At 64.5% G+C, this 23,047-nt stretch carries 25 protein-coding genes; 11 read left to right on the forward strand and 14 right to left on the reverse strand.

All coding sequences use genetic code 11. The features are described 5' to 3' along the window. Nucleotides 1-55: 55 nt before the first annotated feature. The 4 genes from AC51GR_RS12780 (at nt 56) to AC51GR_RS12795 (ending at nt 3,357) form a co-directional block, all read left to right on the forward strand. Nucleotides 56-565, forward strand: coding sequence for a DUF2505 domain-containing protein (locus tag AC51GR_RS12780; RefSeq protein ID WP_496325005.1), 510 nt, complete (start codon nt 56-58; stop codon nt 563-565). Further along, complete coding sequence (locus tag AC51GR_RS12785; RefSeq protein WP_496325006.1) at nt 522-1,337, forward strand: class I SAM-dependent methyltransferase; 816 nt, start codon at nt 522-524, stop codon at nt 1,335-1,337. Before AC51GR_RS12780 ends, AC51GR_RS12785 begins: the two co-directional genes overlap by 44 nt. Before the next feature lie 29 nt (nt 1,338-1,366). Continuing rightward, complete coding sequence (locus AC51GR_RS12790) at nt 1,367-2,164, forward strand: carbon-nitrogen hydrolase family protein (protein ID WP_496325007.1); 798 nt, start codon at nt 1,367-1,369, stop codon at nt 2,162-2,164. An 80-nt stretch (nt 2,165-2,244) separates the two neighbouring features. After that, nucleotides 2,245-3,357, forward strand: coding sequence for an LmeA family phospholipid-binding protein (locus tag AC51GR_RS12795; protein WP_496325008.1), 1,113 nt, complete (start codon nt 2,245-2,247; stop codon nt 3,355-3,357). Nucleotides 3,358-3,375: 18 nt separating this feature from the next. Here the strand turns inward: AC51GR_RS12795 and purU are convergent, their stop codons facing one another. Continuing rightward, a complete protein-coding gene (purU, locus tag AC51GR_RS12800; RefSeq protein WP_496325009.1) occupies nt 3,376-4,263 on the reverse strand; it encodes a formyltetrahydrofolate deformylase in 888 nt (295 codons plus the stop codon). 27 nt (nt 4,264-4,290) lie between these two features. On the opposite strand from purU, the gene deoC reads away from it, so the two are divergent. Further along, nucleotides 4,291-4,983 carry a deoxyribose-phosphate aldolase gene (gene deoC / locus AC51GR_RS12805; protein WP_496325010.1) on the forward strand — a complete coding sequence of 231 codons (693 nt, stop codon included), beginning with the start codon at nt 4,291-4,293 and terminating at the stop codon, nt 4,981-4,983. A 32-nt stretch (nt 4,984-5,015) separates the two neighbouring features. On the opposite strand, the gene AC51GR_RS12810 is transcribed toward deoC, so the two are convergent. The 8 genes from AC51GR_RS12810 to AC51GR_RS12845 all read right to left on the reverse strand — a co-directional run bounded on the left by AC51GR_RS12810 (nt 5,016) and on the right by AC51GR_RS12845 (nt 11,691). After that, entirely contained in the window at nt 5,016-5,714 is a 699-nt protein-coding gene (locus AC51GR_RS12810; protein WP_496325011.1) for an MOSC domain-containing protein, read from the reverse strand. Next, complete coding sequence (locus AC51GR_RS12815) at nt 5,711-6,637, reverse strand: alpha/beta fold hydrolase (RefSeq protein WP_496325012.1); 927 nt, start codon at nt 6,635-6,637, stop codon at nt 5,711-5,713. The genes AC51GR_RS12810 and AC51GR_RS12815 overlap by 4 nt, the downstream gene beginning before the upstream one ends. Then, the gene (locus AC51GR_RS12820; protein ID WP_496325013.1) at nt 6,637-7,686 is read right to left on the reverse strand and encodes an alpha/beta fold hydrolase; all 1,050 of its coding nucleotides are present in this window, start codon (nt 7,684-7,686) and stop codon (nt 6,637-6,639) included. Before AC51GR_RS12820 ends, AC51GR_RS12815 begins: the two co-directional genes overlap by 1 nt. A gap of 10 nt (nt 7,687-7,696) precedes the next feature. Further along, complete coding sequence (locus tag AC51GR_RS12825; protein WP_496325014.1) at nt 7,697-8,473, reverse strand: MerR family transcriptional regulator; 777 nt, start codon at nt 8,471-8,473, stop codon at nt 7,697-7,699. Between the two features lie 125 nt (nt 8,474-8,598). Further along, complete coding sequence (locus AC51GR_RS12830; protein WP_496325069.1) at nt 8,599-8,892, reverse strand: DUF2516 family protein; 294 nt, start codon at nt 8,890-8,892, stop codon at nt 8,599-8,601. A gap of 105 nt (nt 8,893-8,997) precedes the next feature. Continuing rightward, nucleotides 8,998-9,771: a heparin-binding hemagglutinin gene (locus AC51GR_RS12835; RefSeq protein WP_496325015.1), complete on the reverse strand. Its 774-nt coding sequence runs from the start codon at nt 9,769-9,771 to the stop codon at nt 8,998-9,000. Then, nucleotides 9,758-10,249 carry a helix-turn-helix domain-containing protein gene (locus AC51GR_RS12840; RefSeq protein ID WP_496325070.1) on the reverse strand — a complete coding sequence of 164 codons (492 nt, stop codon included), beginning with the start codon at nt 10,247-10,249 and terminating at the stop codon, nt 9,758-9,760. The genes AC51GR_RS12835 and AC51GR_RS12840 overlap by 14 nt, the downstream gene beginning before the upstream one ends. A 122-nt stretch (nt 10,250-10,371) precedes the next feature. Next, nucleotides 10,372-11,691 (reverse strand): DUF445 domain-containing protein, encoded by a 1,320-nt coding sequence (locus AC51GR_RS12845; protein WP_496325016.1) that lies wholly within the window; start codon nt 11,689-11,691, stop codon nt 10,372-10,374. Nucleotides 11,692-11,794: 103 nt separating this feature from the next. Between AC51GR_RS12845 and AC51GR_RS12850 the strand changes: the two genes are divergently transcribed. The 4 genes from AC51GR_RS12850 (at nt 11,795) to AC51GR_RS12865 (ending at nt 15,166) form a co-directional block, all read left to right on the forward strand. Continuing rightward, nucleotides 11,795-12,583: a TetR/AcrR family transcriptional regulator gene (locus AC51GR_RS12850; protein WP_496325017.1), complete on the forward strand. Its 789-nt coding sequence runs from the start codon at nt 11,795-11,797 to the stop codon at nt 12,581-12,583. Between the two features lie 5 nt (nt 12,584-12,588). Continuing rightward, nucleotides 12,589-13,440 (forward strand): SDR family NAD(P)-dependent oxidoreductase, encoded by an 852-nt coding sequence (locus AC51GR_RS12855; protein ID WP_496325018.1) that lies wholly within the window; start codon nt 12,589-12,591, stop codon nt 13,438-13,440. 490 nt (nt 13,441-13,930) lie between these two features. Beyond that, on the forward strand, nt 13,931-14,656 hold the full coding sequence (locus tag AC51GR_RS12860) for a hypothetical protein (RefSeq protein ID WP_496325019.1): 726 nt from the start codon (nt 13,931-13,933) through the stop codon (nt 14,654-14,656). A gap of 186 nt (nt 14,657-14,842) precedes the next feature. Next, nucleotides 14,843-15,166: a putative quinol monooxygenase gene (locus AC51GR_RS12865; RefSeq protein WP_496325020.1), complete on the forward strand. Its 324-nt coding sequence runs from the start codon at nt 14,843-14,845 to the stop codon at nt 15,164-15,166. Between the two features lie 43 nt (nt 15,167-15,209). Here the strand turns inward: AC51GR_RS12865 and AC51GR_RS12870 are convergent, their stop codons facing one another. The 3 genes from AC51GR_RS12870 to AC51GR_RS12880 all read right to left on the reverse strand — a co-directional run bounded on the left by AC51GR_RS12870 (nt 15,210) and on the right by AC51GR_RS12880 (nt 18,686). Continuing rightward, nucleotides 15,210-16,097 (reverse strand): 3-hydroxybutyryl-CoA dehydrogenase, encoded by an 888-nt coding sequence (locus AC51GR_RS12870; RefSeq protein WP_496325021.1) that lies wholly within the window; start codon nt 16,095-16,097, stop codon nt 15,210-15,212. 184 nt (nt 16,098-16,281) lie between these two features. Then, nucleotides 16,282-17,577 (reverse strand): isocitrate lyase, encoded by a 1,296-nt coding sequence (aceA, locus tag AC51GR_RS12875; protein ID WP_496325022.1) that lies wholly within the window; start codon nt 17,575-17,577, stop codon nt 16,282-16,284. Nucleotides 17,578-17,966: 389 nt separating this feature from the next. Then, nucleotides 17,967-18,686, reverse strand: coding sequence for a hypothetical protein (locus AC51GR_RS12880; protein WP_496325023.1), 720 nt, complete (start codon nt 18,684-18,686; stop codon nt 17,967-17,969). Between the two features lie 83 nt (nt 18,687-18,769). Between AC51GR_RS12880 and ramB the strand changes: the two genes are divergently transcribed. Continuing rightward, nucleotides 18,770-20,179, forward strand: coding sequence for an acetate metabolism transcriptional regulator RamB (gene ramB / locus AC51GR_RS12885; protein ID WP_496325024.1), 1,410 nt, complete (start codon nt 18,770-18,772; stop codon nt 20,177-20,179). A 5-nt stretch (nt 20,180-20,184) separates the two neighbouring features. On the opposite strand, the gene AC51GR_RS12890 is transcribed toward ramB, so the two are convergent. Then, nucleotides 20,185-20,979, reverse strand: a complete 795-nt coding sequence (locus AC51GR_RS12890; protein WP_496325025.1) for an amino acid ABC transporter ATP-binding protein — start codon at nt 20,977-20,979, stop codon at nt 20,185-20,187. Continuing rightward, nucleotides 20,976-22,394 carry an ABC transporter permease subunit gene (locus AC51GR_RS12895; RefSeq protein WP_496325071.1) on the reverse strand — a complete coding sequence of 473 codons (1,419 nt, stop codon included), beginning with the start codon at nt 22,392-22,394 and terminating at the stop codon, nt 20,976-20,978. The genes AC51GR_RS12890 and AC51GR_RS12895 overlap by 4 nt, the downstream gene beginning before the upstream one ends. Nucleotides 22,395-22,513: 119 nt before the next feature. Here AC51GR_RS12895 and AC51GR_RS12900 point away from each other — a divergent pair, with 119 nt between their 5' ends. Beyond that, nucleotides 22,514-23,044: a carboxymuconolactone decarboxylase family protein gene (locus AC51GR_RS12900; protein WP_496325026.1), complete on the forward strand. Its 531-nt coding sequence runs from the start codon at nt 22,514-22,516 to the stop codon at nt 23,042-23,044. Nucleotides 23,045-23,047: the final 3 nt, after the last annotated feature.

Raw genomic sequence — 23,047 nt, forward strand, 5'->3', positions numbered from 1 at the left:
CCCCAACCGCAAGGCGGAACGCGGGCCTGACGTTCCCACGGGTTACCCTGTGCCCATGGCACGACGTCTGTCCTACTCCGCCCGGTACCACCATGCCCCGAAGAAGGTGTATGAGGCCCTGACCCTCCGGGAGTTCTGGGAGGCGCAGATGGAAGAGTTCCGCAAGCTCACCCCGCAGTCCGAGATCGATTCCCACATCGTCGGCGACAACGGGGTCGACGTCGTCCTCAAGCAGGTCCTCCCGCGCACAGAACTGCCACCGATCGCGCAGACGGTGATGTCCAAGGACATGATCATCACCCGCACCGAATCACTCGGCCCCTTCGACCCGGACAGCACCAAGGGCACGTACGCGGCGTCGATCCCGGCCGGCCCGGGCAGCCTGACCGGCGTGCAGGAGCTGTTCCCCACCGAGACCGGCTGCACCCTCCGTCGGACCACCGAGGTCAAGGTCTACATCCCGTTCATCAACGGCAAGCTAGAGCAGCTCATGCTGGTCAACCTGACCGATCTGTTCCGAGGTGAAGCAGAATTCACCTCGGGGTGGATCGACGCCAATCTCTGAGCGGCGGCCGGAAGGGACGATCACCCGCGGTACAACCGGTATCAACCGGCTCCGTCGTGTCGATCGCTGGATAGCCCATCACCGGCCGATACTTGCTGCCCTGGAGTCGGCGCGGCAGCCGCTGGCCGTCGACCTCGGCTACGGCGCCCGCCCGGACACCGCACTCGAACTCGCGTCCCGGCTCCGTGCCGTGGTTCCCGGCACCCAGCTCGTCGGGCTCGAGATCGATCCGGCCCGCGTGGTCCCGCCGCAGGACGGGGTCCGGTTCGCCGTCGGCGGATTCGAATTGGCCGGCCTCCGACCGCAACTGGTCCGGGCCTTCAACGTGCTGCGGCAATACGACGAATCCCAGGTCGACGCGGCCTGGGAGCGCATGCAGCGACAACTCGCCCCGGGCGGCTACATCGTCGAGGGAACCTGCGACGAACTCGGCCGCCGGTGCTGCTGGATCCTGCTCGACGCGCACCGCCCCCTGACCTTCACGCTGGCGTGGGATCCCGCGCGCAGTGCGCGTCCCTCGGACCTGGCCGAACGCCTCCCCAAGGCCCTCATCCACCGCAACGTGCCCGGCGAGCGGGTCCACAACCTGCTGGCCACCCTGGATCGCTGCTGGGACATCGCGGCGCCGTTCGCGCCCTTCGGCCCGCGACAACGCTGGCACCGGACGCTGGAGTTGTTGTCCACCTTCGGCTTTGCCCCGACACCCGATCGTCGGCGCCATCGCGACAACATCGTCACCGTCCCCTGGGACCAGGTCGCCCCCGCCGTCTGATCCGGCCCACCGGTCGTAGGGTGGATGTCATGCGTATTGCCATCGCCCAGATCACCAGCGGTTCCGACCCGGACGAGAACTTGGTGACGGTGTCGGAGCAGACCGCCGCCGCCGCAGCACAGGGTGCAGACCTGGTCGTCTTCCCGGAGGCCACGATGTGCCGCTTCGGGGTCCCCCTGGGTCCCGTCGCGCAACCACTCGACGGCCCGTGGGCGACCGCGGTCGGCAAGCTCGCCGCCGAACATCAGATCGCCGTGGTCGCCGGGATGTTCACCCCCGGCGACGCCGACCGGGTACGCAACACCCTGGTCATCGCCGGCCCGGACGGGCAGATCACCGGCTACGACAAGATCCACCTGTACGACGCCTTCGGATTCGCCGAATCGAAGACCGTGGAACCCGGGGACCACGCGGTCACGTTCGACGTCGGGGCGGTCACCGTGGGCGCGGCCACCTGTTACGACATCCGCTTCCCCCAACTGTTCACCACACTCGCCGACCGCGGCGCGACGCTGATCGTCGTCCCGACGTCGTGGGGTGCCGGCCCGGGGAAGCTGGCGCAGTGGCAAACCCTTGCCGCAGCCCGTGCACTCGACAGCGGATGTTTTGTCGCCGCTGTGGGACAAGCGGTTCCGGCTGATCCCCGGGTGGCCGAATCCACCGCACCCACCGGCGTCGGACACTCGATCCTGGCCGGGCCTTTCGGGACCGTGCACGTCGAACTCGGTGATGCACCAGAGCTTTCGGTCGTCGACCTCGACTTCGACGAAGTCGACCGTGCCCGTCGTGCGATCGCCGTTTTACCGAATCGTCGCGACGTGAATTAATTGGCCCCTACCAGCGCCGATACCGAAACTCAGTAAACTCTTAAACACGGTCGCGCGCTGACCATGCATCATCGACGGTGATGAATAACCGCGATGACGCCGACTCGACTCCGGACGACGGACCTGCGCCTGAACAACCAGCTGAGGGTGCGCAGCCGCCCGGTGTGTCCGACAATGCAACCAGTGATGAACGCGACTCGGACACCGACCGGTTCCCACCGGTTGCGCCCGGCCCTGCCCCCGAGGCCTATTCGAGCGGTCGCCAGGACACCTCGCAGCTCGAAGTACCGCCCGACGGGTTCGAGCCGTACTCCGATGCCGGTGGTCCCCCGCCCGCCGCTGGGCAGACATACGAGCCGATTTCGCCGGAGCGGCCCAAACGCCGGACCGGCATGATCGCCGGTGCGATCGCGCTCAGCGTGGTGCTGCTGCTGGTGATCATCGGCGTGGGCAGTGAGCTGGTCATCCGGAACAAGGCCCAAGACTGCCTCGAGCAGTCGTTCGGTGAACTCACCGGCGCCTCGACGTCGGTCTCGTTGAGCAAGCGGCCGATGTTGCTCCAGTGGGCCTCCGGAACGGTTCCCTACGTCCAGGTCGACACCAGCAACGAAGGCGACTCCTCGATGCGCCTGCACGCCCGCGGCGACGACATCCAGAGCGGTGACAACGAAACCACCATCGGTGAACTCCAGGGCTCGGGCTACGTGCCGTTCGCCCGCATCATGGAACTGAGCCAGACACCCCAAGCAGAACCCACCGAGCCGTCCGAACCCTCCGGCGGCGGGCTGAGCGGGCTCCTGGGCGCGATGGGCGGCGGGATGACCGTGGACAGCGTCACCGGCGACGCCGCCGCGGGCACGATCACCGTCAAGGGCAACTTCCAGCTGCTGATGCTGTCGATCCCGGCCGAAGCAGAGCTCAAACCGGTCACCCAGAACGGCAAACTCACGTTCGAGGTGGTGCAGGCCAGCGCCGCCACCCTGGGCATACCGAACTCCTGGGCCCAGGCCCTGGTCGATCAGATCAGCGCGGGTCTGTTCCCGCCGCTGTTCAACGAGCTCACCTTCGAACAGCTCACCGTCTCCGACAAGGGTGTCGAGTTCGCGGTCTCCGGCAGCGATCTCGCGCTGAACAACCAGACGACCGGCTCGAGCGAGTCCGGTGAGAGCAGCGAGAGCTGCACCGTCATCTGACGACCGGGGACCGCTCGATCAGCTGAAGACGACCGTCTTGTGGCCGTGCACCAGCACCCGGTCTTCCAGGTGCCACCGCAGTCCGCGGGCCAGCACCAGCTTCTCGATGTCGCGGCCCTGGCGCACCATGTCGGCCACCGAGTCCGAATGATCGACGCGGATCACGTCCTGCTCGATGATCGGACCGGCGTCGAGTTCACCGGTGACGTAGTGGCAGGTCGCACCGATGAGCTTGACGCCCCGCTTGAAGGCCTGGTGGTACGGCCGCGCTCCGATGAACGACGGCAGGAAGCTGTGGTGGATGTTGATCGCCTTGCCGGCCCAGTGTTCACACAGCGCCTCGGGCAGGATCTGCATGAACCGCGCCAACACCACCGCGTCGGGGTCATGGGAGTCGACCACTGCCTGCAACTCCTCGAAGGCCCCGGCCTTGTCCTTGTCGAACGGGATGTGGTGGAACGGCACACCCATGCGGGTACTGAAGTCCTCGAGGTCGCGGTGATTGCCGATCACGGCACCGATCTCCGCGGGCAGCTCACCCCGGTACGACCGGCCCAGCAGGTCGCCCAGGCAATGGCCTTCCCGGCTCACCAACAGCACGGTCTTCTTCGGGACGGCCGAATCACTGACCCGCCACTCGGTTTCGGGGCCCAGTTCGGCCACCACTTCGGCTTCGAAGCGGGCGCGTAGCTCTTCGACCGTCAGCGCCACCGAATCGGCTCGGACGGCCTGTCGGGTGAAGAACCAACCGGTGTCGGGATCAGAGTGATAGGCGGCTTCGACGATCCACGCACCGACCTCGGCGAGGAAGCCTGAAATACGGGAAACGATTCCCGTGGTGTCGGGGCATCCGAGCGTCAGCACGTACCGATGGCCGGCCGGATCTGGCGGCGAGAATGTGGTCACAACTGTCCAGTGTGCCAAGCTCGATTCATGCCCGACACCCCGACCGGTACACAACTCACCCGATCAGTCGTCGCCGCCATGGTCGACCACACACTCCTCAAGCCCGAGGCGACCCGCGCGGACGCCGAGGCCACCGTCGCCGAGGCCAACGACCTCGGGGTACTCGCCGTCTGCCTGTCACCCTCGATGCTCCCCATCAACACCGGGTCGGCGCTGAGCTGTGTTGTGGTGGGTTTCCCATCGGGTAAACACCATTCGCTGATCAAGGCCACCGAAGCGAAGCTGGCCGTCGATTCCGGTGCGCAGGAGATCGACATGGTGATCGACGTCGGCGCGGCGGTCGACGGCAAACTCGACGAGGTGTTCACCGACATCTTGACGGTGCGTGAGGGCATCGGGGCCGGGATCACCCTGAAGGTGATCATCGAATCGGCGGCGCTCCTCGCACTCGCCGGACCCGAGACCGTGACGGCGGTCTGCAAGGTCGCGGTCAAGGCCGGTGCGACGATGGTGAAGACCTCCACCGGCTTCCATCCGGCCGGTGGTGCCAGTGTCGAAGCCGTGCAACTGATGTCGGCGGCGGTGCCGTCCCATGTCGGGGTGAAGGCCAGTGGCGGTATCCGGACCGCGGAGTTCGCGGCGGAGCTGATCGCGGCCGGCGCCACCCGGCTCGGGTTGTCCGGATCGCGGGCCGTCCTCCACGGCTTCGCCGAAGGCTGAACCAGCCTTGGCTCACCGCCGCCGAGCGCGACTCATCCCGTCGCGTCCGGCGGACGACCGTGCAGGCGTCGACTGTCACTTTCCCGCCGCCCCGCGAGCCGCTTGCGCAGAAGAGTCGACCACGACTGGGGCAGCACACCGGGTTCGTCGAGCAGTCGCCGAATGGCCGCCGCATCCCCGCGGTCGATGTTCAGTACGCGGTGGACCTCGGCGACCGTGATGCCGTGGCGGGGGGCATGTTGCAGCACCATGACGTTTCCGGATGAAATCCGGCCGGGCACAAGCACTCTCAGATAGAAGCCGGTGCGGCCGGTGCGCTGGGTCACCACGGCGGGGTCGTCGACACCGTGGAAGGCCGCGAGTTTGAAGCACGGTCGCCGGGGCTGGCTCACCTGCACGGTCGCGGTCCCGATGTTGTACACCGAACCGATCACGGCCTCGGTTTCGAGTAGCCCGGTGATGGTGAGGTTCTCACCGAAGGACGGGACACCGCGGGTACCGAGCTCATCGCCCCACGCCTGGTAATGCTCGTCCGGGTAGGCCAGAATCGCTTTGTCGGGTCCGCCGTGGTTCCGCCGGTCGCCTTGCTCGTCACCCACCACCCCGCGTTTACCCACGGCGACGGGGCCCGATACCGGCACTTTGGCGATCCCCGACGGGACGGCACGTCCATGCCACCGCAATGACTGCACCCTGCCGACCGACACGGAGAGCACCCGCGGCGCCGTCATCGCGCACCCGGCGCTGCCGCCAGGTCTGCGATGACGGCATTGAACCGGTGCGGCTGCTCCCAATTGAGCAGATGTGTTGCGTCCCGCCAGGTTTCGAACCGTTCCAGCGAACCTCGGTGGCTCAGCGCCTCGGCGAGCGGGACCGCGAGCCGTGGTGGCGTGAGACGATCGCGGCCACCGACGAGAACGGCGACCGGGACCGTCATCGCAGACAGGCCCCGGACCACGTTCAGGTTCTCCAGGCAGCGGCCCACCTTTTCCCTGGTACGCCAATCGGTGTCGCGCAGGATCTCGCCGAGAAACGCCAGTTGCGCCCGGGTCGCCCCGGGGAAGACCGCCCCGGCGGCCATCATGCCCGATCGCATCAACAGATCACCGCCGGGCCAGTGGATGGCGCCGAACGCCAGCCACGCCATCTCGTATTGGACGCGACGCAGAACGCTGACCGGATTGACCAGGCGGATAGGACCTTTGGTCACCGGCGAGGTTGCCGCCGTACCGGCGAGCATGATCGACCGCGCATGGCGCCCCACCTCGGACGGGTACTGCGTGGCCCAACTCATCACCGACATCCCGCCCATGCTGTGTCCGACGACCACCGCCGGCCGGCCGTCGGCCACGGTGTGGTCGAGTACTGCAGACAGGTCCTGGCCGAGGTGATCATTGATCATGGCTGCGCTGCCGAGGCGAGACCGGCCATGCCCGCGCTGGTCATAGGTGATCACCCGGAATCGATCCGACAGACCGTTGATCTGTGGATTCCAATATCGGGCACTGACAGCGAAGCCGTGCACGAGTACCACCGGGACACCGTCGGCCGGACCATGTTCGTAGACTGCGATCGATGCGCCGCCGGGACGGTCGATGACCGTGTGCCGCACGTCGATCCGCGGGGCCCGCAACAACGGCTGACCCCCGGACATCAGCCGGCCGTTCTATTCAACAGATCGGTGAGCAGCGCGTTGTAACCTGCCGAGTTCTCGATGCTGCTCATGTGCCCGATCCCCGGCCACACCACGAGGTCGTCGAGGTGGCCATGGCCGCGGAGCACGGTGGCCATCGATTCGGCATGCACGGACGGCGTGAGTTTGTCGTCGGCGCCGACGACGACGAGTGTCGGCACCACCAGCGCGTCCAAACCGCCCGAGACGTCGAGGGTGACCAGCGCATTGCCCCACTTACCCCGCGATCGTCCGGGGCAGGCCGACACCATCTCGTCGCAGAAGTCGACATGCGATCCGCGGGAGGTCGTGTTCAGCGCGATGTACTGGGTGACCTTGCGCGACATCTTGGTTCGCGGCAGGTGAATGGTGGCACCGGCGACGAGGCGGCTGGTCAGGTACTCCATCGGAGAGAGCGCATCGGGCAGGTCGAGCGGGATCAGGCCGAGGTTGGGCAGCAGGTGTTCGGCGCAGGTGGAGGTCAAGACCACCGCGCGCGCCGATTCGGGCACGCTGTCGGGAAATTGGTTCGCCCACGACAGAATTGTCATACCACCCATGCTGTGGCCGGCGATCAGGGCCTTACGGCCTTGCGGGACAACCGCACTGAGCACGGCCTGCAGGTCTTGCCCCAGGAGATCGGCCGTCAGTTTCGAGGTCCCCCGCGGCGAACTGCCGTGCCCGCGCTGGTCGTACGCGACAACGCGGTACCGATCAGCGAAGGCGTTGATCTGCGGATACCAGTACTGAGTGCTGCAGGTCCAGCCGTGCACGAGCACCAGCAACTCGCCGTCGGGCGGGCCGTAGGCGAGCACGTTGAGTTCGGTACCGTCGGCGGTCCGGACCGGTATCCGCTCGGGCTCGGTGGCAGGGACCGCCAGCAGCGGATCAGGCTGGTCGTCAACGGGATCCGGCGCCAGCAACGCTGCGCGGACGATCGATCCCAGGAACGCGCCGGTGATCGCCGCACCGGCCGCGACCACTCCGCCCCCGGCGATCGCTCCCCCGAGCGCGATCTTCTTTCCGTTCACACGTACCCCCTCATGCTTCTCTAGTGCTTTCAACATCGCCGGTGGCAACCGGCTTCTCGTCTTCGGAAGCCATCATCATCTCGGCACCACGATCGAGAGCCCTGGAGATCTCGGCGTCCATGGCCTTACTGAAGGCGACCTCGACGATGTCGTGCGCCATCGGCCGAACGGTCTGCACCAGCTCGGCGAGCCTGATCACTTCGCTCTCCTCGAGTTCGAAGGGTTCCCCTTCGACGAGATACTTGTCGGTGACGATCGAGACGAAGCTCGCAGCGATGTCCTGCAAATCGTCCTGCACCCGCTCCCAGCGATCGAGCAGGACTTCCAGATCGATTCCGGCCTTGACCAGAACCTCGGCACCGGCCAGGACCTCCGGGTTGGTGACGGCGTATCCGGCGCCTTCTTTGACCAGCAGACCGAGCCGCTGCCCAAGGGCAATGCTGCTGTCGGTGGCCCCGAGGCCCTTGCGCAGCTCGGAGATCGTGATCGTCGCGACCCGGCGAAAGTTCTTCCAGCGACTGCCACGTTTGGGCTCGCCCTCGAGTACGTGCTCGACCTTGAGGCCGTATCGCGCTGCCATCAGCAATTCACTGATGGTGGCAAAGGTGTAGCCACGCTCGAGCATCTGCGAGATCATCTTCAGCCGGCTCAGGTGCTCGGAGGAGTACCACCCCGTGCGTCCCTTGATCTTCGGCGGAGGCAGCAGCCCACGATCCTGATACACCCTGATGTTGCGAACGCTGACGCCGGAGATATCCGCGAGCTCGTTGATCCGGTATTCAGCCATCTGCCCATTCTAGGTCGGCCACCAGCGGTTCTTGGCGATGGGACCAGCGTGCTATATGACACCACGCGTTGTCAAGGTCTGTCGCCTCACGTCCGACGGCGTCGACCCCACGACGACGGCGCCGATCAAACCTTGCGGAACCACGACTTGCGCTGGATCGAATCGACGCGCGGGCGAACATCCACGATGTAGACCAGCGTCGCGACGACTCCGACGATCCCCAGGAGACCGATGGCACCGAAGAGCCAGATGAACACCGTCGCGGCGGCCAGTATCGACACCCAGATCACCTTGCTCTGGCGATCGACGGCCGGAAACGCATCCGGCCGCTGGATCGCGGCATGCACCAGCGAGACTGCCGCCGCAATGCCGGCCACAACCGTCAGAGCGAGAAGGACAAAGCTCTGCGCATAACCCATGAAAGATAGAATGTCCACGCGTTCACCTTACTGTCCAATTCGCCTGACGGTCGCGGCGTCGCATTGTTGCGGCCGGTCGAATAACCGAAGCCAACTCGGCCGGCCCTACTTCGTCGTGGCCTTCTTGGCCGGGGCCTTCTTCGCAGGGGTCGCCTTCTTGGCCGGAGCCTTCTTGGCCGGGGCCTTCGCGACCGGAGTCTTCTTGGCCGGGGCCTTGGCCTCGGCGATCTTCTTTGCCGGGGAGTCAGCGGCGGTCCGAGCCTTCGCCTCCACGGTCCCGGCGGCGCCGGCGATCTGCTCGGCGGCCTCTTCGGAGGTGTCCTCGATCTTCTCCGACGTCTCTTCGATCCGGGTCGAGGCAATGCCCGCCAGCTTTGCCGCACGCTGGCCGACGGCGCGGGTCTGGGTCGAGATGGTGCCCAGGGTGTCCTCGGTGAGGTCGACCGCGTCGCCGTATACCTTCTCGACGCGACTGAGTTGCTCGTCGACGGCGGGTGTGGCACGCAATCGCTCCACGGTCTCCTCGCCGCGCTCGGTCAGCGAGTTGTAGATGTTGGTCGCGACCTCGATGTAAGCCTCGGCGACCTTGCGCAGTTCCTCACTGGTGAACTTCGTCCGCAACTCTTCGATGTTGGACGGAACCTCTTCCGGCAGAGCCGAAATCCGCTCGCGCGTCTCTTCCAGACGCTTCTCCGCAGTGCTGCGGGTCTCCTCGATACGAGCCTGCGCGGTGGTGCGGGTCTCCTCGAATCGTGCCTGCGCGGTCTCGGTGCGCTCACGCAACTGCGTGATCACGTCGTTGACCTGCTTGAGCGCCAGATCTCCGGCGCCGACGGCGGCGTACAACGGGTTTGCAAGATTACGATCAGCTTTGGTCATCATGTCCCTCCAGCGTGGACTTTGAAGTGCTTTGTGTTGTGTTGGTGCCACTTTCGACCTCGGCACGGCTCTCTTTACAGAAAGACTCGTAGATCTCGAGCAACACTTGCTTCTGGCGTTCGCTGATGACGGTGTCGGCCATCAACGCGTCGCGCACCGGGCTCGCGGGACGCTCTTCGAGAATCCCGGCCCGCACATAGAGCACTTCTGCCGATACGCGAAGACCCTTGGCGATCTGGGCCAGCACATCGGCCGAAGGCTTGCGCAACCCTCGTTCGATTTGGCTGAGATACGGATTACTCACCCCGGCACGCTCGGCGAGCTGGCGCAGTGACACCTCGGCGGCAATCCGCTGAGACCTGATGAAGCTGCCTATGTCTTGGGCTGCAGTGGCAACGTTGGCACTGAGGTCCTGGGCGATGTCCTGGGCCGCGTTCGCGGCCGCCGCCACCGGCCCGTCTTCTGGATCAGTTGGCATTGGAACCATCGGTGACTCCTTCAGGTTTCGGTAACCATGGTGCCACGTCTGCTAGCAATTGCAAGCAATGTGCTAATTCGTGACCAAGGCCACAAAGCAACCCGTCCTTCTTGGGTGTTCGGTCAGTTGAAGAGCAACACGGACACGGTGTAGATCGCCAGCCCGGCCAGCGCTCCGACCACGGTGCCGTTGATGCGGATGAACTGCAGATCGCGTCCCACCTGCAGTTCGATCTTGTTGCTGGTGTCATCGGCATCCCATCCCCGGACCGTTTCGGTGATGACCGAGATGATCTCCTGCGAGTAGTTCTCGGACACGTGCCGCGCCACCCGGACCATCAGGAGGTTCATCTTGTCCTGCAACTCGTGGTCATCGCGGATCCGCACGGCGACGCCGATGACCGAGTCGGTGAGCGTCTTGCGCAGGGTTCCGTTCGGGTCGGCCAGGAGCTGTTCGATCAACGCCTTGCCCGCGTTCCAGGCCGTCGACGCCGCCCCGGTCACCTCGTCGCGTTCGAGCAGCTCCGACTTGATCGCCTCGAGCCGCTCGATCGTCGCCGGATCATGCTGGAGGTCGTAGGCGAGTTGCACCATCATCGCCGTCATGGCGGTCCGCACCTGATGGTGCGGGTCGGTCTTGACCTTGAACGAGAATTCGACCAGTTCTCGGTAGATCCGGTCACCCACAAGATGATTGACGAACTTGGGCGCCCACGCCGGCCCATCTTTGTCGATCACCCGATCGATCAGCTCCTCACTGCCGAGGGCGAAGTCATGTGCGCGATCACAGACGAGCTGGATCACCGGTTCGAGACGGTTCTCGGCGATGAGCTGTTCGAGTACGCGCCCGGCAGGCGGGCCCCACTCCGGTTCGGCCGCCCATTTCATCCCCGCCAGGATCAGCTGTTCGATGTCTTCATCGTCGAGCATCTCCGCCGCGAACGCGATCCCACGTGCGGCCTCCGCACCCACCCGAGGTGCATTCTTCGGATCGGCAAGCCAGGACGACACCCGTTTCGGCAGGGCGAGCTGGGTGACCTTCTCCTCGATCACATCCGGGGTCATGAAGTTCTCTTCGATGAACTCGCCCAACTGATCGCCGATCTGATCCTTCTTCTTGCGGATCAGAGCGGTGTGCGGGATCGGAATGCCCAGCGGATGCTTGAACAGCGCCGTGACGGCGAACCAGTCGGCGAGTGCACCGACCATGCCCGCCTCAGACGCGGCGCGCACATAGCCGACCCAGGCCGCGACGTTGTCCCCGTCGCGATCTTCGAGCCAACGGCAGAAGAAATAGATCACCGCCGCCAGCAGCAGAAACCCGGTCGCGACCATCTTCATTCGGCGCAGTGCGGCCCTACGCTGCGCGTCGCCACCCCCGATCCCGGCGATGTTGCGCTTGGGCACGGCCGGCACGACCGGTGGCGCCTGTGTCGTTTGCATTCATCCAGTGTTACCGAATCTCGCCAGTTGAATCGAAGATGGCACGAGCGACCCTGCTCTCAATGCACTACCCGCGTGCCGGGGAACATAAGGTGGACGGGTGATGTGCGCCCGACCGAATCCGGCAGCAGCCGCGCGTGCTGCGGTCGCCGCGGCTGCGACGGCCGCCGCCAAGGGTGTGTCTCTGCCCAAGGCCATTCGCAGTCAGGTGGGTATCGAGGACGTCAAGACAGACGGTCGCAAGCGCCGCTGGGAAAGCCACAAGGAAGCCCGCCGCACCGAACTCGTCGACGGCACGCTCGCCGCGGTCCGGACGCTCGGGCCCGACGCCGGCATGGACGAGATCGCCGCCGAGATCGGCGTCTCGAAGACCGTCCTCTACCGATACTTCAGCGACAAGGGCGACCTGACCACTGCCGCGATGATGCGCTTCATCGAAACGGTTCTGGTCCCACGTCTGAGCGATGCCATCAACGAGGATCTCGAAGAGTTCGACCTGACCCGGATGGTCATCTCCGTCTATGTCCAGACCGTCGCCGATGAGCCACATATCTACTCGTTCGTCACGGCGGGCGGCTCGGGTGCTCAGGTACTCGCCGACTCGCAGAAGCTCGTCGCGCAGATGCTGGCGTTCGTGATGATCAACCGGATGGTCGATCAGGGTTCCGAGACCGCCGGTGTGGAGACGTGGGCCTACGGCCTGGTCGGCGCGATCCAGCTCGCGGTGCACTGGTGGATGGTCGAGCAGCGCCTCGGCAAGGAAGAGCTGATCAACTACCTGACCATGTTGGTGTGGTCGGCGATCTCCGGGATCGCAGCGGCCGGCGGTTCCAGCGACTACTTCAACGCGCAGGAACATCCACTCCCCGAGGCGCCTTCACCGATAGATTGACCCCCATGGGTGAGGAAATGTCAGCGGCTCCGGTCGCATTGGTCACCGGGGCCAGCCGCGGTGTCGGCAAAGGGGTGGCCACGGCGCTGGGAGCGGCCGGATGGACCGTGTACGTGACCGCACGCGGTGGGACCGCGCCGACGGATCCGCTGGGTCAGACAGTCGCCGACATCAACACCGCCGGGGGCACCGGGTTCGGTGTGCGCTGCGACCACTCCGACGACGAGGCGGTGGCCTCCCTGTTCGGGACGATCTCCGCCGAACAAGGTCGGCTCGACCTTCTTGTCAACAATGCCTGGGCCGCACCCAAGGGGTTCGGCGGCTTCAGTGACAAGTTCTGGGAGCGTCCGGTCTCCGATTGGGACACCCTGATCACCGTCGGCCTTCGCGCGCATTACGTGGCATGCGTCCATGCGGCGCAGCTCATGGTGCCGCAAGGGCATGGGCTGATGGTCAACATCTCGTCGTTCGGCACCCGCGGGCACCTGCATTCGGTCCTCTACGGGATGAGCAAAGCCGCACTGGACAAGATGGCCTTCGACATGGGCCATGAGTTGTCCGGCACCGGCGTGAGCGCAATCTCCCTGTGGCTGGGGCTGATTCAGACCGAGCTGCTGTTGTCGCTGGGTATCGACGAGTTCGCCGGCTTCAAGATCGGCGAAGCCGAACACCCCGAGTTCGTCGGCCGGGTCATCGACCGGCTCTGGCGAGACCCGGATCTGGACAAACGCAACGGACAGACCTTGGTGACCGCCGAGCTCGGCGCCGACTACGGCCTGGCCAACAACGACGGCGTGGTGCCGAAGTCACACCGGGCTCCGTTCGGTGGCGGACCGCTGTTCCCGCCCGGCCAGTAGGCCCCACCCCTAGCCACCGAAAATTCGCGCCACTTGCCTGCGTTCGCGCCAGCTGCAACGGGCGCGAACGCAGGCAAGTGGCGCGAATTTTCGGTGGCCAACCCGGCTCCCCCTGTAATGGGGTCATATGAATTTCGACGAATTTCCATATCAGGTCAATTGACCTCCTTCAAGCCCCAGTTAATGGACACATTAATGCACCAACGAGGATCGATATGGCTCAATCTATTCAGACCAGCAAACCCCACAGGGCGGCTTTCCACTACCGAAATACGGACATACAGCCTGCTCAAAGCTGGACCAGCCCAGTGGTTTTCAAATTAATTAGCAGATCTCACTGATCTTGATATTCGAACCACCCCAACTAAGAACCATTGCTAAAGGTCGAATAATTCAAGGAAATCGACGTTTGCATTCACCCACATGACAGTTGTTAAGTTGACGTGACACAAACGCAACAAACCAACCTTTTGGGGGTCGATTCACAGCTATGAACCGCACTTTCGTTCGCGCCACCACCGCTGCCGCCGCAGTCAGCGCCGCCGCTCTCTTCTTTCCCGCCGTGGCCACGGCGGCACCGGTAGATGCCACCAACTGCGCAACGGTGTCGACCGGCACCGACGCCAACGGTTGGGGCAACCCGTTCCCGGAAGAGGCCGGAGCGAAGTACAGCGACACCACCGCTCTCGATACTGACGGCTCGCTGGTGCTGGCCACCGAGCCATCCTCGGCGCGGAAGGCCTGGTATCACCCCGCGGGTGAACTCAAGGCCACGGACATCAAAGGGTCGCTGACGTTCAAGCAGACCGAAGGCAATGCCAACTGGCAGATCCGTGTCACCGGCGCTGACACACAAGGTGCTCCCGCCTCCGAGAACGGCTTCGCCACCTTTGCCTGGGCGAGCCCGGGTACCGCCGGCGACCAGGATGCCACCGACGCAACCAACTGGTGGTCGACCCGGAATCTGCCCGGCATTCCCAAGGGCACCCCATCGACACTCGATGCGTTGATCGAGGCTGCCGGCGGCGCAACTGTCGTCACAAATTATGGGGTCTCCGCGCAGCCGGCCACTCCCGGCGAAACGGTATACGTCGACTCGGTGTCGTTCAACGGTTGCACCACGAACTTCAAGGCCACCGGCTCTGCGGGCGGCGACAGCAGCGGCTCACTCGGCGGTCTCGGATTGGGCAACTTGATCCCCGGACTGTTCCCGTAAATCTCCACGCACTTACAGCAACATCGTCAAGAAGTGCCCTTCCCATCACGGGAAGGGCACTTCTCGTCATTGGGGTCTCAATATGCGACGACAGTGCCCACTCCCCCGGATACCTGCCAGATCCCCGCCCCACACAACTAGCATTTTGGCAGGGTGCACCCGTAGTCGACATTTCTGGAGGGCGAAGTGATTTTCATCGTGGTGAAGTTTCAGGTGAAGCCCGAGTGGACCGAGAAGTGGCTCGATCTGGTCGGTCCGTTCACCGAGGCAACGCGGAAAGAGCCCGGCAACAAGTGGTTCGAGTGGTCCCGCAGCGTCGATGATCCCAACGAATTCGTGCTCGTGGAAGCATTCGACGACGATGCGGCCGGCGCCCACGTCAACAGCGACCATTTCAAGAAGGCCACGCAGCAGGAGATGCCGCAGGCACTGACGGCCACACCCAGGATCGTCAGTCAGCAGATCGACGCCGACGGCTGGTCCGAGATGGGCGAGATCACGATCGACTGACAGATCCCCCCGCCCCGCGCGGGTCAGGAACTGACGGGCGTCGCTAGTTCTTGACGCCGGTCTTCGCTGCGTCGTACTGATAGAAGCCGTGCCCGGATTTCTTGCCGAGCCGGCCGGCCTCGACCATGCGCAGCAACAGCGGCGGCGGCGAGTAGAGCGGTTCCTTGAACTCTTCGTACATCTTGTCGGCGATGGCCTTGACGGTGTCGAGGCCGACCAGGTCGGTGAGCTTGAGTGGTCCCATCGGGTGCGCGCAACCCAGGACCATCGCCTTGTCGATGTCCTCGACCGTGGCAAAACCGCTCTCCACCATACGGATTGCCGAGAGAAGATACGGGACCAGCAGCGCGTTGACCACAAATCCCGACCGGTCGGACGACCGCACGACCTGCTTGCCGAGGATGTCGTGGGCAAACTCTTCGGCGCGGGCGGTGATCTCCGGGGCGGTCACCAATGTGGTGACCAGTTCGACCAGTGGTAGCACCGGCACCGGGTTGAAGAAGTGCATCCCCACCACGCGATGTGCATTGGCGGTGGCCATCCCGAGCTTCATGATCGGGATGGACGAGGTATTGGAGGCGAGCACCGCGTTTGGATCGGTGACCACCTTGTCGAGCTCTTTGAAGATCTCGGTCTTGACCGCTTCATCCTCGACGACGGCTTCGCACACCATCTGCCGGTCGGCGAAGTCACCGAGGTCGGAGGTGAAACGCAAACGCCAGGAAGCCTGTTCACGCTCACGTTCGGTGAGCTTGCCGCTGCTCACGCCACGGTCGAGCGAACGCAGGATGCGCGAGCGTCCGGCAGCAGCGAGTTCGCGAGTGGTCTCGTAGACCAGCACGTCGGCGTGCGCACGAGCACACACCTCGGCAATGCCCGCGCCCATCTGCCCGGCACCGATGACACCAACCCGCGTAATCTTCTCGCTCATCACAAACTCCTGAAACTGCTGAGCCACAACATCTTTGAACCAAAAGAAACCACACATAAGGGCAAGATGAGGGTAACCCTTGTGGGGTACGCCCAAAAGCCGGTAGAAAACCAGCAGGCGGCCCGCAACGGGTAGTCGCGGACCGCCTGACTAGTACGCCAATGAATCGGAGAGGCGGTCTAGCTTAGTGGAATTGGCCTTCTTCGGTGGAGCCCTTCAGCGCAGTGGTGGAGCTGTTGGGATCAACGGTGGTGGCGATGCGGTCGAAGTAGCCGGCGCCGACCTCGCGCTGGTGCTTGACTGCGGTGAAGCCGCGCTCGTCGGCAGCCTTGAACTCGCGGTTCTGCAGGTCGACGAATGCTGTCATCTGCTCGCGGGCGTAACCGTAGGCAAGGTCGAACATGCCGTAGTTGAGGGCGTGGAAGCCGGCGAGGGTGATGAACTGGAAGGTGAATCCCATTGCGCCGAGCTCGTTCTGGAACTTGGCGATGGTGGAGTCGTCCAGGTGCTGGCTCCAGTTGAACGACGGGCTGCAGTTGTAGGACAGCAGCTGGTCGGGGAACTCGCTCTTGACCGACTCGGCGAACTTACGAGCCAGCTCGAGATCGGGGGTGCCGGTCTCCATCCAGATCATGTCGGCGTACGGAGCGTAGGACTTCGCACGCGCGATGCACGGCTCGATGCCGTTCTTCACGTGGTAGTAGCCCTCGGCGGTGCGCTCGCCGGTGATGAACGGCTTGTCACGCTCGTCGACGTCAGAGGTGATCAGGGTGGCGGCCTCGGCGTCGGTCCGGGCGATGACCACGGTCGGCACGTTGGCGACGTCAGCTGCCAGGCGGGCGGAGCTCAGGGTGCGGATGTGCTGCTGGGTGGGGATGAGCACCTTGCCACCGAGGTGGCCGCACTTCTTCTCCGATGCGAGCTGATCTTCCCAGTGGGTTCCGGCGGCGCCGGCAGCGATCATGGCCTTCTGGAGTTCGTAGACGTTCAGGGCGCCACCGAAGCCGGCTTCGCCGTCGGCCACGATCGGCACAACCCAGTTGTCCACCGAGTTGTCACCTTCGACGCGGGCGATCTCGTCGGCACGCAGGAGTGCGTTGTTGATGCGGCGAACAACCGAGGGAACCGAGTTCGCGGGGTACAGCGACTGGTCCGGGTAGGTGTGTCCGGAGAGGTTCGCGTCGCCGGCGACCTGCCAGCCGGAGAGGTACACGGCCTTCAGGCCGGCGCGGACCTGCTGCACGGCCTGGTTGCCGGTGAGGGCGCCGAGTGCGTTGATGTAGCTGCCGTCACCCTTGGTGACACCTTCCCAGAGGATTTCGGCGCCGCGACGAGCGAGAGTCTGCTCTTCGACAACCGATCCCTGCAGGTTCTCGACCGATTCAGCGCTGTAGTCGCGGGTGATGCCCTTCCAACGAGGATTGGTGTCCCAGTCCTGCTGGATCTCGGCGGCAGTCCTTGGTTTTCCGACGGTGCTCATAATCTCGCGCTCCATATTCGTTGAGCTTGTGCTGTGAGGCAGTCCGAACCAGTTCGGTGGAAGTGAACTCGTCCGGATCGACTTAGCAATTTAGTAACCCCTGAGGGCGTCTGCTTCACCGAGAGTGCCACAGGTAAAGCCGCAGGTCTACAAGCCGCAAATGCGAATTCAGGCCAGCTTTTCGCAGAGCCTTGCGAATGTTGCGAAGATTTCGGTGTGAACAACTCGCGCTTAGTTACTGGCGAGTACGCCAAAAAGTACGCGCGTACTGCAAGTATACGAATCGACTCTCACTCCATCCGGCCCGTCGCTCGGCGCACACCGGCGCTCGCCATTCCAACGTTGCGCCTGCCGATGGTGAGCGGAATCACAGTGGCGACGACCGCGAATCACTTGTTCGCGGCGGCCACCCGGTCCACTGCCTCGGCGAACAAATCCGCGAATTCGACGTCGCTCAGGCCTTTTTCGGTCGAGTTGGCGACCAACTGCACGGTGATCCCGTCGACCACGGCATAGCCCGCCAGGGTCTGCGACGTGGCCGTCCGTCCCCCCGGATATGTGGTGGTCGCCACCGAGCCGACCATCAGCGACAGGGAGGTCGGCAGGGCCGGGGGCGTCAGGCGCCGATTCTGCGTGAGCACGGTGGTCCCGGCCGTGCTGCCCTGCGTCACCGTGATCGTGAACTGCGCGCATTCGCCGACGCTGACCCGCACGTCGGCGTCGATGTCGCGAGGCACCGTGGTCACCAGCTCGGTGATGGTGCCGCCCGTCGGTGACTGCCATGCCGAGAGCGCCGCGTTGGACACGTCGAGCTGGTCGTTCAGATCGGCGTCTGCGGTCGGTCGGCACTGCGGAGGGTCGAACTGCGCCGATCGGGCCGATTCGAGCGCGGCGGCATTCTGCGCCCGCAGGTCGACGATGCCCAGATCAGCGGGCTGGTAACCCTTGGGGAACTCCCGGGCGGGCAGCAGGAGTGCAGCGGGTGTGTTCGGCACGGACTCCGTCGACGCCGATGATTCCGATGCCGGCGACGAACCCTCGGAACACGCGGTACCGAACAGGCACAGCGATGTGAGACCCATCGCTGCTACCGACAGCTTCCCGCGCATCCCCACAGCCTAGAGCCCGCCGATGCGGTGTCAGACCGGGCGACATGCGCTGGTCCGGTGACCACGCCGCATACCCTAGAAGGATGTCCAAGACCTACGTCGGCGCACGTTTGCGACAGTTGCGCTCCGAGCGCGGCATGTCCCAGGTTGCGCTGGCGCAGTCACTCGAGATCTCTCCGTCCTATCTGAACCAGATCGAACACGACGCCCGGCCTCTGACCGTTCCGGTCTTGCTCAGGATCAGCGAGGTCTTCGGGGTCGACACCGGGTTCTTCAACTCTCAGGACAACGCCCGGCTCATCGCCGAGATGCGCGAAGTGATGATGGACGAGGACCTCGGCGCGAATGCCGACGCCCAGGAGATCACCGACCTGGTGACCACACATCCCGATATGGCCAAGGCCATGGTGAACCTCCACCGCCGGTATCGGATCGCCACCGAACAGCTCGCTGCGGCCACCGACGAACGCGGCGACGGCACCATGAGGGGTTCCATCAGCGCCCCCCATGAAGAGGTTCGCGACTACTTCTATCAGCGACACAACTACCTCCACGAGCTCGACGTCGCCGCCGAGGAGCTCACGACCCGGATGCGGATGCACTCCGGCGACGTTCGTAGCGAGATCGCGAACCGTCTGCAGACCGTCCACGGCGTGCAGATCGTGCGACGCGTCGACCTCGGCGACACGGTCCTGCACCACTTCGACCCCGAGACGCGCCGCCTGGATATCTCCGGCCACCTCTCGCAGGGTCAGCGGGTGTTCAAGATGGCTGCCGAACTGGGTCATCTCGAATGCGGTGACCTCATGCGCGACATGGTCGACGAGGGCAATTTCACGTCCGATGAGGCCCGCGCGCTGGCACTGCTCGGGATGGCGAACTATTACGCCGCCGCCGCGGTACTGCCCTACGCCCAGTTCCACGGCGCGGCCGAGGACTACCGCTACGACATCGAACGGCTGTCGGCGTTCTACGCGGTCTCATACGAGACGATCTGCCACCGGCTCTCCACGCTGCAGCGCCCGAACCTGCGGGGCGTCCCGTTCACCTTCGTCCGGGTCGACCGCGCAGGAAACATGTCGAAGCGACAGTCCGCCACCGGATTCCACTTCTCCAGCAGCGGCGGCACGTGCCCCCTGTGGAATGTGTACGAGACCTTCGGTTCGCCCGGCAAGATCCAGACCCAGATCGCCCAGATGCCGGACGGCCGCAACTACCTCTGGGTCGCCCGGACCGTCGAACGCCGGGCGGCGCGTTATGGCCAGCCCGGCAAGACCTTCGCCATCGGACTCGGTTGCGAACAGCGCCATGCCGCCCGGCTGGTCTACTCGGACGGGCTGGAGATCGGCCCGCAGGCCAATGTGACGCTCATCGGTGCGGGTTGCCGCGTATGCGAAAGGATGAACTGCCCTCAGCGCGCGTTCCCGGCGCTCGGGGCGAAACTCGACATCGACGAACACCGCAGCACGGTCTCGCCGTACCTGGTGCGCTGACGCGGCTAGACCGGGTCGAGGATCCGACGTAGGAACTGTTTCGTCCGTTGATGTTTCGGCTTGGCGAGCACCTCGGCCGGAGGACCCTGCTCCAGCACGATGCCACCGTCGACGAACAGCACCTGGTCGGCGACCTTCTGCGCGAAATGAACCTCGTGGGTCACCACGATCATCGTCCAGCCTTGGGTGGCAAGGTCTTTCATGACCCCGAGGACCTCTCCGACGAGCTCGGGATCGAGCGCGGACGTCGGTTCGTCGAACAGCATCAGCCGAGGCTTGAGTGCCAGGGCGCGAGCGATTCCCACGCGCTGTTGTTGTCCACCGGAGAGTTGATGGGGGTATTGGTCCCGTTTGTCCGACAGCCCGACCTGTTGCAACAGTGCCTCCGCCTCGGCGACGACCTCGGCACGGGGCCGCTTCTGCACGATCAATGGACCCTCGATGATGTTCTCCAACACGGTTTTGTGGGGAAACAGGTTGTGGCCCTGAAAGACCATGCCCGACTGTGCCCGATATCTGACCAGCTGGGCCTTGGGTATCGGTTTGTCGAAGTCGACGGCCACATCGCCGATGGTGATCTGGCCGCCATCCGGCATGTCGAGAGCGTTGAGTGAACGCAGGATTGTTGTCTTGCCCGACCCCGACGGACCGATGATCGTGGTGACCGAGCCGGCTCGGACGGTGAAGTCGATGCCGCGCAACACGTGGTTGTCGCCGTAGGACTTCTGCAGACCGGTCACGGTCACGAGGTCGCCCACCTCGCCGGCAGCTGGGCGCTTCGGCACGGGAGTTTCGGTCATTTCGCCACGTACCTGTCCAGTCGGATCTCGATGCGGCCCTGTACCGACGACAATACGAGGCACACCACCCAGTAGTACAGGGCGGCAGTGCCGTACAGGGCAAAGAATTCGAAGGTCGGTGCTGCGGCGATCTGGGCGGTGCGCAGCAGTTCGGTCACCAGGATCGTCGAGGCCAGCGAGGTGTCCTTGACCAGTGAGATCAACGTGTTCGACAGCGGCGGGACGGCGGTGCGCAACGCCTGCGGCAAAATGATCCGCCGCAGCGCGACCGGATAACTCATCCCGATGGTCTCGGCGGCCTCCCACTGCCCCTTCGGGATGCTGCCGATGGCGGACCTGATGATCTCGGCGCCATAACCACCGACATTGAGACTGAAGGCGATCGCCGCGGCCGGGAACGGATCGATCAGGATGTTCAGTTCGGGAAGTGCATAGAAGATGATGAAAAGCTGGACCAGCAGCGGTGTTCCGCGGATCAGCGAGATGTAGACACGCGCGACCGACGACAACGCCCGACTCTTGGACATCCGCGCCAGCGCCACACCGAGCGCGATGATCAGACCGAAGAAGAAGCTGATCGCGGTCAACGGGATGGTCACGGTGATGGTGGCTTTGGCCATCGGCCACAGGTTCTCCGCGATCAGCTCCCACGTACTCGGCGCGGTCTTCGGTTCCGACGTGCCGGCGGCGTTGGCGTCGAGATAGGCCTGCGATATCGCTGCGAGGGTGCCGTCGCTCCTGAGCTCCTCGAGCGCAGCATCGATCTCGTCGATCAGCCCGCTGTCCCGTCGCGCCGCGAACGCCTGCTCACTCCTCTCGCCGATGTTCGCGGCGATCTTGATGCTCGTGTCGCCGGTGGTCGCCTGATAGGCGAGGACGGACAGGCTGTCGTTCACCGTCGCCTGCACCCGGCCCTGGTTGAGCAGCTTGATGGCCTGGGTGAAGCCCTCGACCGACTCCACGTCGGCTCCGGCGTCCCGCGCGACCTGCGCCCAGTTACTGGTCTCGGACTGCGCCGTGGTCTTGCCCTTGAGATCGGCGAGCGAGGTGATCGAGTTGTCGTCGGCCCGCGTCACGATCACGCCCTCGCCGATCGCGTACGGCGTCGACAGGTCGTATTTGGCCTTGCGCTCATCGGTGATGGTCACCTGATTGGCAACGACGTCGAACCGGTTCGATTCGAGCGCGGCGAAAATCGAATCCCATGGTGTCTCGACGAACTCGACCCGCAGGCCCATCTTCTCGGCGACTTCCTTCGCCACTTCGACGTCATAGCCGACGAGTTCGCCGGTGGCCGAATCGTGGTAACTGAACGGCGGATACGTACCCTCGGTGCCCACCCGCAGCACACCCGACTCCTCGAGCCGAGTGATTCCGGTACCGCCGTCATCCCCGCAGCCCGCCAGTATCGACATCGCAGCAATCGCTCCCGCGATGACGATCAGTATCCGACGCACCGATAGAACTCTAGTCCTCGAACGAGCAGGTCGGTGATCAGGCATTACTCGACGCGCCTTCCGCTACGTTGGCAGACGTGACCACACCACGCATCGATCCTGGCAACTTCCGTCAGCTCGGGCCCTTCAACTGGGTGTTCAGCCGAGGCGCCGCCCGCGTCATCGGGGTTCCCGACGCGCACATCTTCTCGACACTCGGGCGGGCCAAGGGCCTGTTCCGGGGATGGCTGCATTTCTCGAGCCGGATGATGCCGTTCGGCAAACTCTCGCGGCACCACGCCGAGATGGTCATCATCCGGACTGCCCATCTGCGGAACTGCCAGTACGAGTTGGATCACCACAAGCGCCTCGGTGGTCGGGCCGGAATCGATGACACCGAGTTCGGCCGCATCCTGGCCGGACCGGACGCCGGCTGGACGGACCTGGAGGCGGCCCTGCTGCGCGGCGTCGACGAATTGGTGCAGACGAAGGACCTGCGTGACAACACCTGGAAAGAGCTGTCCTCCCACCTCGACGAGCGTCAGCTGATCGAGTTCGTCCTCCTTGTCGGACAATACGATTCACTGGCCACCACCATCGGCACATTGCGGATCCAACGAGACTTCTGACGC

It is taken from the genome of Williamsia sp. z71 (assembly GCF_059553375.1).